15 protein-coding genes and 1 other RNA gene are annotated in these 13764 nt (G+C 62.8%); 8 read left to right on the top strand and 8 right to left on the bottom strand.

Annotation, left to right across the window (positions count from 1 at the left end):
* Positions 1-102: 102 nt before the first annotated feature.
* The gene (locus tag D1227_RS00985; protein ID WP_119375347.1) at positions 103-1407 is read left to right on the top strand and encodes an MFS transporter; all 1305 of its coding nucleotides are present in this window, start codon (positions 103-105) and stop codon (positions 1405-1407) included.
* Here the strand turns inward: D1227_RS00985 and D1227_RS00980 are convergent.
* From D1227_RS00980 to D1227_RS00965, 4 genes are all read right to left on the bottom strand, one after another.
* A complete protein-coding gene (locus tag D1227_RS00980) occupies positions 1404-1589 on the bottom strand; it encodes a hypothetical protein (protein WP_119403474.1) in 186 nt (61 codons plus the stop codon). The two genes, D1227_RS00985 and D1227_RS00980, sit on opposite strands and share 4 nt — an antisense overlap.
* Positions 1590-1674: 85 nt before the next feature.
* A complete protein-coding gene (locus D1227_RS00975; protein WP_119403473.1) occupies positions 1675-3414 on the bottom strand; it encodes an N-acyl-D-amino-acid deacylase family protein in 1740 nt (579 codons plus the stop codon).
* Between the two features lie 82 nt (positions 3415-3496).
* Positions 3497-3937, bottom strand: coding sequence for a hypothetical protein (locus D1227_RS00970; protein WP_119403472.1), 441 nt, complete (start codon positions 3935-3937; stop codon positions 3497-3499).
* Positions 3938-4001: 64 nt separating this feature from the next.
* Complete coding sequence (locus tag D1227_RS00965; RefSeq protein ID WP_119403471.1) at positions 4002-5027, bottom strand: 2'-deoxycytidine 5'-triphosphate deaminase; 1026 nt, start codon at positions 5025-5027, stop codon at positions 4002-4004.
* Between the two features lie 46 nt (positions 5028-5073).
* Between D1227_RS00965 and metZ the strand changes: the two genes are divergently transcribed.
* The 4 genes from metZ to D1227_RS00945 are packed head-to-tail and all read left to right on the top strand — an operon-like array spanning position 5074 to position 8360.
* Positions 5074-6282: an O-succinylhomoserine sulfhydrylase gene (metZ, locus tag D1227_RS00960; protein WP_233349507.1), complete on the top strand. Its 1209-nt coding sequence runs from the start codon at positions 5074-5076 to the stop codon at positions 6280-6282.
* 24 nt (positions 6283-6306) lie between these two features.
* Positions 6307-6723, top strand: coding sequence for a Co2+/Mg2+ efflux protein ApaG (gene apaG / locus D1227_RS00955; protein WP_119403470.1), 417 nt, complete (start codon positions 6307-6309; stop codon positions 6721-6723).
* A 51-nt stretch (positions 6724-6774) separates the two neighbouring features.
* Positions 6775-7674, top strand: a complete 900-nt coding sequence (locus tag D1227_RS00950; protein ID WP_119403469.1) for a DMT family transporter — start codon at positions 6775-6777, stop codon at positions 7672-7674.
* Entirely contained in the window at positions 7671-8360 is a 690-nt protein-coding gene (locus D1227_RS00945) for an N-acetylmuramoyl-L-alanine amidase (RefSeq protein ID WP_119403468.1), read from the top strand. The genes D1227_RS00950 and D1227_RS00945 overlap by 4 nt, the downstream gene beginning before the upstream one ends.
* On the opposite strand, the gene D1227_RS00940 is transcribed toward D1227_RS00945, so the two are convergent.
* Complete coding sequence (locus D1227_RS00940; protein ID WP_119403467.1) at positions 8345-9277, bottom strand: YhjD/YihY/BrkB family envelope integrity protein; 933 nt, start codon at positions 9275-9277, stop codon at positions 8345-8347. The genes D1227_RS00945 and D1227_RS00940 overlap by 16 nt on opposite strands.
* A gap of 186 nt (positions 9278-9463) precedes the next feature.
* Here D1227_RS00940 and D1227_RS00935 point away from each other — a divergent pair, with 186 nt between their 5' ends.
* The gene (locus tag D1227_RS00935) at positions 9464-9997 is read left to right on the top strand and encodes a low molecular weight protein tyrosine phosphatase family protein (protein ID WP_233349508.1); all 534 of its coding nucleotides are present in this window, start codon (positions 9464-9466) and stop codon (positions 9995-9997) included.
* 53 nt (positions 9998-10050) lie between these two features.
* Positions 10051-10424: RNase P RNA component class A (gene rnpB, locus D1227_RS00930), an RNA gene on the top strand.
* A gap of 51 nt (positions 10425-10475) precedes the next feature.
* Here rnpB and D1227_RS00925 read toward each other — a convergent pair.
* From D1227_RS00925 to D1227_RS00915, 3 genes are all read right to left on the bottom strand, one after another.
* Positions 10476-10952 carry a DUF2721 domain-containing protein gene (locus tag D1227_RS00925; protein WP_119403994.1) on the bottom strand — a complete coding sequence of 159 codons (477 nt, stop codon included), beginning with the start codon at positions 10950-10952 and terminating at the stop codon, positions 10476-10478.
* A 317-nt stretch (positions 10953-11269) separates the two neighbouring features.
* Positions 11270-12583, bottom strand: coding sequence for a UDP-glucose dehydrogenase family protein (locus D1227_RS00920; RefSeq protein WP_119403466.1), 1314 nt, complete (start codon positions 12581-12583; stop codon positions 11270-11272).
* Positions 12584-12691: 108 nt separating this feature from the next.
* Positions 12692-13036 (bottom strand): hypothetical protein, encoded by a 345-nt coding sequence (locus D1227_RS00915; RefSeq protein WP_119403465.1) that lies wholly within the window; start codon positions 13034-13036, stop codon positions 12692-12694.
* A 158-nt stretch (positions 13037-13194) separates the two neighbouring features.
* Here D1227_RS00915 and D1227_RS00910 point away from each other — a divergent pair, with 158 nt between their 5' ends.
* Positions 13195-13752 (top strand): RDD family protein, encoded by a 558-nt coding sequence (locus D1227_RS00910; RefSeq protein WP_119403464.1) that lies wholly within the window; start codon positions 13195-13197, stop codon positions 13750-13752.
* Positions 13753-13764 lie beyond the last annotated feature (12 nt).

The following is a 13764-nucleotide window of genomic DNA, read 5'->3' as shown; positions in this document are numbered from 1 at the left end:
CGAGTTTCCTTGACATTTAGACAAGGTCACTTGTCATGTCAAGCGTCCTTGTCATGTCTTTCCCGTTGCGCCGTTCTCACGAAGCGTTAGGACAGCGCTCCCATGGCTCTTGCTCCGTCACTCCAGGTGTTTCGCCACCGTGCCTACCTGCATTACTGGTCGATGCGGGTTTCGATTGCGGCTGCTCGTCAGATGGAAGCGATCACGATCGGCTATCAGGTCTACGACCTTGCGCGCCGCCCTGCAGAGACGGGCGGGCTCGGCTGGAGCATCGAAGAAGCGGCCTTCCTCCTGGGCCTTGTGGGGCTGACCCAGTTCGTCCCCGTCCTTTTGCTTTCCCTGCTGGGCGGGCAGGCGGCGGACCGGCTGAACCGCAAGATGATCCTGATCATCGCGAATGTGATCAGGCTGCTCTTGTCCTTTGCTCTCCTCGCTTCGGTTTTCCTGCCGGCCGGGAGTGCGTTGCCGATCATCTTCTGTGTTGCGGCGCTGCTTGGCTGCGTGAATGCGTTCACGCCGGCCGCCGCCAATTCCCTTTTCCCGCAACTGGTGCCGCGCCAGGAACTGCCGAATGCGATTGCCTGGAACTCGCTCGGCTTCCAGACGGCTGTGATCATCGGACCGGCAGCGGGCGGCCTGATCTATGGCTTCTTCAGCGCAGCGACGGTGTATTGCGTGGCCATTGTGCTGGTCACTTTCGCCATTCTCGCCATTTCGACAGCAAAGACGCCCGCGCACAAGAAGCTCGCCAATGCGCGTGGCTGGTCGATGGTTTTCGAGGGGCTTGGTTATATCCGGCGCAACAAGATCGTGCTCGGCGCGATTTCGCTGGACCTGGTCGTCGTCTTCTTTGGCGGCGCGAAGGCGCTGCTGCCTGTGTTCGCACGGGACATCCTGCATGTCGGCCAGGAAGGGCTCGGCCTGCTGGCCGCCTCGCCGGCGATCGGCGCCGCGACCGTTGCCTTCATCCTGGCCTCAAGGCCGCTGTCGCAGCGGGTCGGCCCATGGATGATGTGGGCGGTGGGGATCTATGGCGTCGCAACGCTCGTCTTCGGCCTGTCGCCATTCTTCTGGCTGTCCATGCTGGCGCTGATCGTGACCGGGGCGGCTGACGAGATCTCGGTCTATGTGCGCGCTTCGCTGATCCAGTTGGCAACACCGGATGAGATGAAGGGCCGCGTGACATCGGTCTCCTTCATCTTCGTGTCGGCGTCGAATGAACTGGGGGAATTCGAGAGCGGCGTAGCCGCCCGCCTGCTCGGACCGGTGGGGGCAGTCGTCTTCGGCGGGTGCATGGCGATCGTCACGGCACTTGCCTGGACGCGCCTCTTCCCGGAGCTTGCCGGTGCAGACCGCTTTCAGGATGTCGAGGAGCAGGATATCAAGCCAGCCAGGGAGCAGGCCTAGCGCCAGAACGTCCGGCGGTTCTTCTTCATTCGTTCGCTTTCCCAGCCATCGTCCTGCATGCCCAGCAGTTCGGCGAGCGTCCATGACCTGTAGAACGCCACGACATAGAGCGCGCGAAACGCGAAGATGGCAGCAAAAACGCTCGCCACGACGGCCATTGCTTCCAGTGTCTGTTGCGACATGCGGCGTCCCCTCACGATTCGCCTGACAGGCGAGATGTGATGCCAGGATGTTAGTGCAAACCTACTGAGATCGAGTAAATTTGTCCTATTCGGCCGCAATCCGGGATATTTCCGGAGAGTGTTGCGCGCCGCGCACAAGCCGGCCCGGTTTGGCGCCGGTCGGGTCTCCGTCGCGGTAGATGATTTCACCGGCGACGATGGTCGCCGTATAGCCGGAGGCGCGCTGCATCAGCCGCCGCCCGCCAGCCGGAAGGTCGCGGAGGATCTCCGGGCGGTGCAGGGTCAGCCGGTCATAATCGATGACATTGAGATCGGCCCGGTATCCGGGGACGATGAGACCGCGGTCGTTGAGCCCGACCCAGTGGGCGGTATCGGCTGTCTGGCGCTTGACGATCCACTCGACCGGGAAGCGATCACCGCGTCTACGATCACGTGTCCAGTGGGTCAGCATGCTTGTCGGGAAGGAACCGTCGCAGATCATGCCGACATGCGCGCCGCCATCCGAAAGGCCGGGAATGGTCGCCGAGCTTTTCAGCATTTCATATGATGGATCGAGCGACCCTTGAGCGTAGTTGAGGAAAGGCAGGTACAGCATACCGTGGCCGTCATCCTCGAGCAGTATGTCGAGCGCGGCCTCTTCGTTCGAGACGCCGCGCGCTTTCGCGATTGCCTCGACCGTGCGGTCGGCGGTTGGCTCATAGTCCGGGACGGCGTCCAGCGTGAAGAGTTTGCCGAACTGGCGCAGCAGGCTTTTGACGAAAGGATTGTCGGGATCCGGCCGGCTCGCGAGCAGGCGGGCGCGAAAATCCGGATCGCGCAGCGCGGCGACCTTCTCGGCGAGCGGCTTGTCCCTGATTTCCTGGAAAACCGGATGGGCCGTGAACGGGTTCATGGTGAGCTCGAGGCCGAGCAGCACGCCCACTGGCCGCCCGCAGACCTGGGCGCGCATCGGCAGTCCCTCTTCGACGGCCTGCTCGATTGAGGCCAGCAGGACCCGCCACCCTTCGGGCGCACGATCCGATTGGGCGAGCGAGACCGAAAGCGGCCGGCCGGAGGCCTCGACAATCCGGCGCAGCATGGCCGCTTCCTTTTTTGGATCGTCGAAGTCGGACACAAACTGGAGCACGCCCTTGCCGGCCTCTTTGAGCGCCATGGCGATTCCGGTGAGTTCGGCTTCGGAGGCGGTCAGGGTCGGAGTTGGCTGGCCGTCGGAGGTACGGTGGTTGAGCGTGCGGGAGGTCGAGAAGCCGAGTGCGCCGGCTTCGACGGCTTCTTTCGCGAGCTTGGCCATCTGCGCGATTTCCGTCTCGGTGGCTTCCTCGCGATTGGCGCCGCGTTCGCCCATGACGAAGACGCGCAGCGCGGCATGCGGCAGCTGGGCTGCGAAGTCGATGTCGAAGGATTTGGCGGAAAGACTGTTCAGATAGTCAGGGAAGCTCTCCCAGTCCCAGAGAAGGCCGGTGAAAAGGACAGGGAAGGGAATGTCCTCGACGCCCTCCATCAGTCGGATGAGCCGGTCATGGTCTTCGGGCTTGCAGGGGGCGAAACCGACCCCGCAATTGCCCATCACGGCGGTCGTCACGCCGTGGATGGAAGAGGGTGTCAGCGTATCGCCCCAGGTAACCTGGCCGTCATAATGGGTGTGCACGTCGACGAAGCCGGGCGTGACGAGCTGGCCCTTGGCATCGATCTCCTGCAGGCCTTTGCCTGGCACCTTGCCGACATGGGCGATGCGGCCATTGTCTATGGCAATGTCGGCCTCGCGACCGGGTTCGCCTGTGCCGTCGGCAACGAAGCCGTTGCGGATAATAAGATCATGGCTCATGGCGTGTCCTCCTGATGACCCGTCTTTACGCGGGCAGTTTGACGTCAGAGAGCACGCCTCACCATGCGGAAGTCAATCGCCGTCAGCTTGCCGGGCAGCTGCCGGTTTCCTCGAAGCCATCGGCAATGTCGTCGAACATGCCGCCGACCAGACGGACGCCGGTCTGGGTGGCCTGCGCATCCATGTCATCCGGATTCGCCATGGCATCGGAAATCATCCCGCCGACGACATCCTCGGTCCCGCGCCCTGTTTCCTGCATGCCATCGGCGACCTCGCTCATGATCGACTTCACGCTTGCACCATCATCCTCGGGCATGGCGGCCACGACAGCCACGACGCAGGAGCAGAAGCCTTCAGCATCCGTGCCCATGCTCGCGATTTCTTCGACCCCTTCAGGGTCATTTGCGATGACGATGCAGTCTGCCTTGAGGCTGTCGGCCTGGCTGGCGCCAGCGTCCTCGCCGGAACCGTTGCAGGCTGCAAGCGCCAGAAAGCCGGCGGAGAGGAAGAGGGCATGTTTCATGTCGCGGTCCTTTGGGTCTCGATCAGGGGAACAGTCGAGCGCACTTGTTGCGCGCTGTCCAGCCTCAGGCCTTCGGCGCCTGGAAGTGCTTCGACAGTTTCAGGCCCTGGCCCTGATAATTGCTGGTACCGCTGCCATAGAGGGCGCCGGGCTTTGCCGCCATGTCTTCATAGACCAGCTTGGCGACAGGCTGGCCGTGCTCGAGGATGAAGGGCACATCGCGCGAGCGAACTTCCAGGACGGCACGCGAGCCGCCCTTGTTCGTACCGAATCCGGGATCGAAGAAGCCGGCATAATGAGCGCGAAATTCGCCCAGCTCTGGTGCAATCGGCGCCATCTCCGCAGCCTTGGTGCCTGCGACTTTCACGCTCTCGCGCGAGGCCAGGATATAGAAGTCGTCAGGATTGAGGACGAGACGGCCCTTGTGCGGGAAGAGCGGCTCCCAGAAGTCAGCGACTTCATGCCTGCCGATCCCTCGCAGGTCGATCAGCGGCGCGTGCCGCTTGGCGCGCCAGCCGACCGGGCCATCGCCCGTCTGCATGTCGATAGAGACGGTCTTCTCGGAGGTGTTCTGCGGTTTGCCGCGGCGCAGGCGCAGCTGGGCGAGCCGGTCACCCGGCCGCACAAAGATGGAGAAGGTGCGCGGGCTGATTTCCAGCCAGAGCGGCCCGGAATAGCCGGTCGCGATATCGTCGAAGGTTTTTCCGCGATTGGTGACGAGGCGGGTGAACACGTCGATCCGCCCGGTCGAGCTTTTCGGATTGGCGCGCCCTGAAATGCCCGGTGGCAGGCGCAGCGATTCCATTAGCGGGACGAGATAGACGCAGCCGGTCTCCAGCACAGCGCCCTGCACGGTCAGGTCGATCCGGTGAAGTTCGATGCCGGGCTCCTGCAGCACATCGGCGACCGAGCGGTTCGGCCCTGGCAGGAAGGAGGCGCGGATCCGGTAGGCATCGGGCCCGAGGCGCAGGTCGAGGCTGGCCGGCTGGATCTGGTCATGGTCCAGCGTATCCGTCGAGCGAATTGCCCCTGTGTCGAACAGGGCTGCGATGTCGGTATCGGGCAGAACGCCCGGCGTCGCTTCAGCCATCCCTTGATCCCTTTCAGGAAAAAGGCTTAGAGCGGAGCGCTCTTTAATGGAAGGACCGATCGCCATGTCCACGCGCGATGGAAAAGACTGGAAGCCGGCGACCAAACTCGTGCGCGGCGGCACCATGCGCTCCCAGTTTGGCGAGACGTCCGAAGCGCTCTTCCTGACCTCCGGCTATGCCTATGACAGCGCCGAACAGGCGGCTGCCCGTATGGCTGGCGAAGAGGAAGGCTTTGTCTATTCGCGCTATGCCAATCCGACTGTGCGGATGCTGGAAGACCGGCTGACCATGCTCGAAGGCTCAGAGACCTGCCGCGTCACCGCGTCCGGCATGGGGGCGATCTCGACAACGATGATCGCACCTGTCGGGCAGGGTGACCGGGTGGTCGCCGCCAGCGCGCTTTTCGGCTCCTGCCGTGTCATCTGCCAGACCATCCTGCCGCGCTATGGTGTGGAGACTGAATTCGTGCAAGGCTCAGACCTTGATGCCTGGAAGAAGGCGCTGTCGAAACCGGCGAAGCTGGTCCTGATCGAGTCGCCGTCCAATCCCCTTCTGGAGGCTGTTGATATCGCGGCCGTGGCTGAGCTTGCGCATGCGGCCGGAGCAAAGCTGGTCGTGGACAATGTCTTCGCCTCGCCGATCCTGCAGAAGCCGCTGGAGCTCGGCGCTGACATCTCCGTCTACTCGGCAACCAAGCATATGGACGGGCAGGGGCGCGTCCTCGCCGGGGCGATATGCGGTCCGTCGGACTGGATCGAGGAACACATTGATCCGTGGATCCGCCATACCGGTCCGGCCCCGTCACCTTTCAATGCCTGGGTGGTGCTCAAGGGCCTCGAAACACTGGACTTGCGCGTGCGCCAGGCTAGCCGGAATGCGGCCCGTCTGGCCGATGCGATTGCGGGCCATGCCAATGTAAAAGCTGTTCGGTATCCGGGACGGAAGGACCACCCGCACTACACGATTCACGCCAAACAAATGTCCGAGGGCGGAACACTTGTCGCCTTCTCGGTGAAGGGTGGCCGGCCCGAAGCATTCCGTGTGCTGAATGCCATGAAGCTTGTGGACATTTCAAACAATTTAGGTGACACGAAATCGCTGGCTTGCCATCCCGCTTCAACAACCCATCGCGCGTTGAACGAAGAGGAACGGGCCTCCATGGGGCTCGACGAAAGCTGGATTCGCATTTCGGTGGGCCTTGAAGATGCCGGCGACCTCGAGGCGGACATCCTCGCGGCTCTTGATGCCATGTAGGCCCTTAAGGGAGTACCAGACAACATGGCAGGACGTCCTCCGCCACCGGTCTACGAAGCCGATACCCGCGGCGTGAAAATCCGCGTCCAGCCGCGCTTCCTGCATGACGAGTCGCGTCCGGCTTCCGGCCAGTATGTCTGGCAGTATACGGTCGAGATCGAGAACGGGTCGGAACAGACCTGGACGCTGACGACCCGCCACTGGGAGATTGTCGACAGCCAGGGCCGCCGTCAGATCGTCGATGGCGAGGGCGTCGTCGGACAGCAGCCGCGCCTCGAGCCTGGCGAATCCTTTCGCTACTCCTCCGGCGCGCCGCTCGCGGCCCCGTCCGGCATGATGGGCGGCAACTATACGATGGTCAGCGAGAACGGTGAGGAATTCTCCGCCCGTATCCCGACCTTCTCGCTCGACAGCCCATATGAGCAGTCCCGGCCGAGCTGACCGGAATATAGTGCCTGACTTTTGTGCGCATTTGCTGCTAGACGGGCGCAAATGGGATTCAGGGATTTCGTCCTTCTATTCGCCGTCTGCTTCGTCTGGGGGCTGAACCTCGTCGTGACCCGCTGGGTCGTGGCCGATGCCGGCGTGCCGCCCATTTTCTTTGCCGGCGTGCGCTTTGCGGGAATCGCACTGGTGCTCATTCCCTTTCTTTTGCCGCTGCCAAAGCAGATGGGCATGCTGTTCATGATATCCATGTGCATGGGCGGAGTGCATTTCACGCTGCTCTTCATGGGGCTTGCGCATGCCGAAGCGAGCGCGGTGTCGGTTACCGGCCAGCTGGGTGTGCCCTTCTCGACCTTGATGAGCATGGCCTTCCTGGGTGAGAAAGTGGGCTGGCGACGAGGGCTGGGCATCATGCTTGCCTTTGCCGGTGTCACGCTGATTGCCTTCGATCCAGGCAGCTTTTCCGTCAGCTATGGCTTGCTCTATGTCATCGCCTCGGCCTTCATCGGCTCGGTTGGCGGCATCCTGATGAAACGCATGGCCCCGATAAGCGCCCTGCAGCTGCAGGCCTGGCTTGGCATGTTCAGTTTCGCGCCGCTTATCCTGTTCTCCCTTGTCGTCGAGCAGGGACAGGTCGCTTCTTATGTTGCGGGTGGCTGGCTCGTCTGGATCGCGACCGCCTTTGCGGTATTGGGCGTCAGCGTGTTTGGCCACGGTGCCTTCTACACGCTGATCAAGAAGTACGATATTTCACTATTGTCGCCGCTGACCCTGATGACGCCGATCTGGGGCGTCATCCTGTCCATCGTGCTGCTGAACGAGCCGCTGACGCTGAAGCTGGTCGTCGGCGCGGCCATCTCGCTGGGCGGGGTCTTTGTCATTGCGGTGCGCGGCAACAAGGCCTTGCCCGAGGCGTCGATCACGGAAAGGATTTCATCCCCGAGATGAGCGAGATAGCCCAGCAGCCGAGCCCGAATTTTGACGACCGGCGTTTCCCGGTCAGCATGCTGGTCCTGCATTATACCGGCATGCAGACTGGCGAGGCGGCGCTTGAGCGGATGTGCGATCCGGAGGCTTCGGTCTCGGCGCATTACATGGTCTGGGAGAGCGGGGACATTGTCCAGCTGGTCGACGAGGACAAACGCGCCTGGCATGCCGGCGTCTCGCGATGGCAGGGCGAGGAAGAACTCAATTCGCGCTCTATCGGGATCGAGATCGTGAATGGCGGACATGACTGGCGCTTGGAGGACGGCCGCCTGCCGCCCTATCCGGCCGATCAGATCGATGCGGTGATCGCGCTGTCCCGCGACATCATCGCGCGGTGGTCCATCCCCCAGACGCGGATTGTCGGCCATAGTGACATCGCGCCAACCCGCAAGCAGGACCCGGGTGAGCATTTCCCGTGGGCACGGCTTGCCGGCCAGGGCGTCGGGCTTTGGCCGCTCAGCCTTGAAGCAAGCCAACGTCCTTCGATCGACGCAGCCCTGCAAGCGATCGGATACGATACAACTGACCTTGGCGCGGCAGTGACGGCGTTCCAGCGGCGCTGGCGGCCAGCGCGAGTGGATGGGCTGGTCGATGCCGACACCCGGTCCATCGCTTTTGCCGTGGCCGACCTCTACTTGGCGAGCTGATCGTCCTCACTGGAGGCGATGGCTTCGTCCGGGTCCAGGCCTTCACCGGAAATTCGCCGCGCCCATTCGACGGTGAGCGCTGCCCCGAGCAGTAGCGACGAAACCGACACGAGCAGCCAGATAAAACCCAGGATGACGGAGGCCAGGGCCCCGTAGAAGGTGTCGAGCACCGAGACCCTGAGATAGAGGTGATAGGCCCAGGTTGCGATGGCCCACGAAAGGGCGCCAGCCGCCGCGCCCGCTGTCATGGCCCGGCCGGAGCTGATCCGCCCGTGCAGGGAAAGAGAGATGATCAGGTAGAAGATCGCGAAGCAGGCCAGGAACTTACCGATCCAGAGCTGCGAGGCGAGTTCCGAGATCCGCTGCGCCAGTTCGAACGCGGCGATGCCCTGCCTTTCAGTCACGAAAGACATCAGCAGTTGCAGCGCGCCGAGCAGCCAGACGAGACAGATTAGCAGGGTCGTCATCAACAGTGAGACGCCCTGGAAGCGGATGATGTTCGAGCGCTTCTCGCTGCCGGCCACCATGCGGATACCTGTAATGGCGGCCTTGGCGCCGGAACTGGCCGTGTAGAAGACGATCAGGATTGCGATGAAGGCGCGCACGGTCAGGCCTTGCGGCGTTGCATCCCGGATGGCGGTCAGGTCCGCCTGCTTGAGGGGCGCGACGGCGGAGATCAGCACCTGGTCGATGGTCGAGGACAGGCTCTCGGAAAGGTCGTGCGGCAGCAGCGAGAACAGGAGGGCAAGGGTGAGGTAGATAAGGGGAAAGACCGAGAAGAGGGCGTAGAAGCTGATCCCGCCTGACACGATGCGGACTTCCGGCTTCGACAGGCGGAGGATCGCATGCCAGAGCGGCAGCAGGACCCAGTCCTTGACCGCCGCCGGCAGTGGTAGCTTGTTCAGCCAGGTTTCCATTCACTCCCCCGCGCTTGGCGGCCGCCGAGCCAGCATGGCGCAGCACACGCTCCATAGCCAGACATTCAAACAGGGGGGGGGTCAAATTCCTTGCATCTTGCCGTGCCCCGTCATATATCGCGGCTCCAGCGTGTTCTCGTATTGCCGCGGCTGCTGACCCGAACGGCAATAGAAACGAGGAACACAATGTCTCACCCGATCTCGCGTGCCGAGCGGCGCGCGCTTGCTCGCAAGCATGGCGACCGTCATGGTCCGGCAACCTGTCGCGGCTTTGAACAAAAACAGTGGAAGCTGATCTACCGGCGGGCTAACAAGCTGCGCCGGGCGTTGCAGATCGGCAGGATCTGGCCCTATCGCGAATGGGAGATGCTCATGGCGGATGCCGAGCCCTTGCGCCTGTTGTTCATCTGCTCGCGCAACCGCTTGCGCAGCCCGACCGGCGAAGCCATTTTCAGTGAGGTTGAGGGCATAGAGACGCGGTCTGCGGGAACGGCCCGCGATGCGGACTGGCAGGTCACGCTGGATGACATCCGTTGGGCGGATATCATCCTCGCCATGGAGCAGAAACATGCCAACCGCATCAGGGCGGACTTCCGGCAGGCGGTCGCCCACAAGACCATTCGCGTGCTCGGCATCCCGGACGACTACAAATACATGCAGGACGAACTTGTCGCGCTCCTGCGTGAACGGGTCATGCCGCTGGTGCGGGCGCAGGAATAGGGCGCAGGCGGGACTGGCGCCGGGTCGGCAAAATGACTATATCCCCCACCTGACCAGACGGCCGGGCAGCCGCTGGTAGTGGGGTAACCTGCTGCTGGAGGAAAGTCCGGGCTCCATGGAGACAAGGCGGCGGATAATGTCCGCCCGGCGCGAGCCGAGGGAAAGTGCCACAGAGAGCAGACCGCCCCGTCCGTGTGACGGGGTAAGGGTGAAAGGGTGGGGTAAGAGCCCACCGCGGGGGCGGCAACGTCCCTGGCATGGTAAACCCCGCCTGGAGCAAGACCAAATAGGGGGCGCGCATGGGCCGTTTCCAGCCTGCGCCCCGGGTGTGTCGCGCGAGGGTCCTGGCGACAGGGCTCCCAGAGGAATGGTTGCCGAACCCTGAAAAATGGGGGAACAGAACCCGGCTTACAGGCCGTCTGGTCAGTTTTACAGAGACAAATGAGGCGGGCCCCGGTCTTTGCCACCGGCCAGAGGTCTAGAAGAACCGCCGGCGTTTGACCTGCATGCGCTCGAGAAGATCGGTACGGACTTGCAGCATTTCCGCGGCGACATGGATTTCCCAGAGAAAATTGCCCAGGGCCGCGATCAGCACGCCCATGGTCAGGATGAACAGGACGGAAATCAGAACTGACAGGTCAAACGCCAGGAGCTGGCCTGTAAACAGGGTCACAATGACGAGACAGACCAGAAGCATGGCCAGCGTCGACAAGGTAATCGCCCTGTTGATCCAGGCCATGCGCCGGTCAAGCAGGACAAGTTCCTTGGCCCAGCGCGGATGGGTTTCCATAGGCTGTTCGATGGACAGCTCGATTTCCAGCGCTCGCGTGCGGTCCACAACCCGGCCGAGCCGGCTGGTCAGGACCGAAAGAAGATGGCCGATACCCGCAATCAGGAAGACTGGCGCAACCGCCAGCTGGATGATGTGGGCGATATCGTCGGCCATCCCGTTCATGAAAATGAATTCGGGCCGGGCGCGTGCGAAGTCAAGCCAGAGGCATACCTTCGTTCTGCGGTTCAGGCATTCGTCGTAAACTCCGGGCGCCGCACGCGTGCGGGCAAACCGCTCCGTGGCGGCGTAAGCCCGCGCCCGCAAAGCACGGCAATCATGATCAAGATGACTAGAACCACGCCCCCGCGCCCCCAGTTCTGAAGCCCGGGCGCAGTTATTAACCATATTACCGGTCAACGCGAGTCTTTATCGACGAAAATCCGTCCGTCGTTTCGCCGATAAGGAGAAAACCTGCCTACGTTTCGATATGGCTTTCCAGCCTAACCGACGGTGGGGCGACCGACGGACGTGTACTCGAAGCCACGTTTTGCCATGTCTTCCGGCGCGTAGATGTTGCGCAGGTCGACAACCACATCGCTCTTGAGCAGCGTCTTGACGCGGTCGAGGTCGAGTGCGCGGAACTGGTCCCATTCGGTGATGATGACCATGGCATCGGCGCCCTCGATGGCGCCATAGGCGTCCTCGGCATAGTCGAGCCCGCTCATCAGCTTCTGGGCCTCGTGCATGCCTTCGGGGTCGTAAGCGACGACCTTCGCGCCAGCCTCGATCAGCGCCGGGACAATGTCGAGCGAGGGCGCATCACGCATGTCGTCGGTGTTCGGTTTGAAGGCGAGACCAAGGACGCCGATCGTTTTGCCTTTGACGTCGCCGCCCATGGCCTTGATGACCTTGGCGGCCATGGCTTTCTTGCGGGCGGCATTCACCTCAACCACCGTATCGACGATGCGCACAGGGCTGCCGGCCTCGTTCGCCGTGCGGGTCAGCGCGAGCGTATCCTTCGGGAAGCAGGAGCCGCCATAGCCCGGGCCGGCATTGAGGAATTTCCGGCCGATCCGCCCGTCGAGACCGATCCCGCGAGAGACTTCCTGGACATTTGCGCCAACAGCTTCGCAGAGGTCGGCCATCTCGTTGATGAAGGTGATCTTCACCGCCAGGAAGGCGTTGGCCGCATACTTGATCAGCTCGGACGTGCGACGGCTCGTGAACAGGATCGGGGTCTCGTTCAGGAAAAGCGGGCGATAGAGCTCGCGCATCACCTCGCGGGCGCGTTCGCTGTCGGTGCCGACGACCACGCGGTCCGGGATCTTGAAGTCCTTGATGGCCGCGCCTTCGCGCAGGAATTCGGGATTGGAGACCACGGCGAAATCGGCATTCGGCTTGGTTTTGGAGATGATCGCCTCGACCTCGTCCCCCGTCCCGACCGGCACGGTGGACTTGGTCACCACGACCGTGAAACCGTCCATCAGCTGTGCGATTTCCTCGGCGGCGGCGTAGACATAGGAGAGGTCGGCATGGCCGTCGCCGCGACGGGATGGTGTGCCGACGGCGATGAAGACGGCGTCGGCTTCGGCGATCGCATCCTTCGCCTCGGTCGTGAAGTTGAGGCGCCCGGCATTCACATTCTGGGCGACAAGGTCGTCGAGGCCCGGCTCATAGATCGGAATTTCGCCCTTTTTCAGGCGCTCGATCTTGCTGGCATCCTTGTCGACGCAGGTCACGACATGACCGAAATCGGCAAAACAGGCCCCGCTCACCAGGCCAACATAGCCCGTTCCGATCATTGCTACGCGCATGGCAACATTCCCATTTCAACTACGCCACCTTGATGGCGGCGAGGGGTGCGATTTTTCGCACGAAAGGTCAAGCCGGACGGGGCAGGCGAGCGTGTCCGGCAGGCAAATTCAGTCAGGCTCGGCAAAGCCCCAGCCATCCGGCTTGAAACCGCGGGCAAGCGCCATCTTCGTTGTGCGCTCCTCATGCAGCCAGATATCCTGCGGCGTGAAGGGGATCGGGCCGATGCTGGCGGCGACCTGGCCTGGCTCGTCTGCTTCGGCAATCTCATAGCCGAAGCTGGACAGCGCCTTCTCGAAGGCCTCGCGGCGGGCCTCTTCGCCCTCAATGGGCGCGAAGAACAGGTCGAGCATGATGTCGCTATGCGGTTTGACGCCCTGCTTGTCGCGCAGCTGTTCGCAGGTCCAGACGGTCTCGGCCTGCTGCTCGGCAAAGTTCCAGTCCGCCTCGTCCATGCTCGCTCCGTTCGTCAGTCCCGGCCCGTATACGACCGGCGCGGGGCATTTGTCGATTGGCAGGCATAGCCGGCCCGCTGCGCCGCAGCCGGCTCACCGAAATTTGCGCTTTGGCCGCATTGACCCATTAAGACCCAGCAAGGCAGAAACGCGGCATCATGAAGCGCTGGATGGTCCTGGCCGTTTTTCTTGTCATCATGGGGCTCTGGGTTGGTGTCCCGATGCTCGGCCTCGCCGTAGAGCCCGGTACCGTGCGGCTGTTTGCCGGCCTCGCGCTGGCGGCTTTCATGTTCGGCTATGTCCCGGAGGGTGACCTAGTCGAAACCGGCGAGCCGGTGCGGCTCTGGCGTCGCTTTGCAGCCTTCCTTGCCGACATGGTGGCGCTCTTCCTCGTGCTGCACCCGCTCCTCTCGATGATCCATGTGGTGGCCGCGATCCTCGCGGGGCTCGCGCTGGTCTTCAGCTATTTCTGGCTGCACCCGGTGTTCGGGCGTGCCACGCTCGGCCAGTACCTGGTGGGCTACCGGATTGTTCCTGCCGGCGGGGTCAATGGCGACCCGGAATACGCCCACCGCACCCTGTCTGCCTTCTTCGCCCTCTGCCAGTTCCCGGTAACCTTCATCTCGGCCTCACAGGACGATGCCACGCCGGGCACCTATCACTGGGACCGCGAGAGCCACACGCAGGCTGTCAGGGTTGAGGGGCTGGGGCGGTGAGGCCCCCGCAGC

This window comes from Henriciella mobilis (assembly GCF_003576315.1).
In the GTDB taxonomy this organism is placed as follows: domain Bacteria; phylum Pseudomonadota; class Alphaproteobacteria; order Caulobacterales; family Hyphomonadaceae; genus Henriciella; species Henriciella mobilis.
The sequence above is the reverse complement of the archived record's forward strand: the minus strand, read 5'-3'. Positions and strand labels throughout refer to the sequence as shown.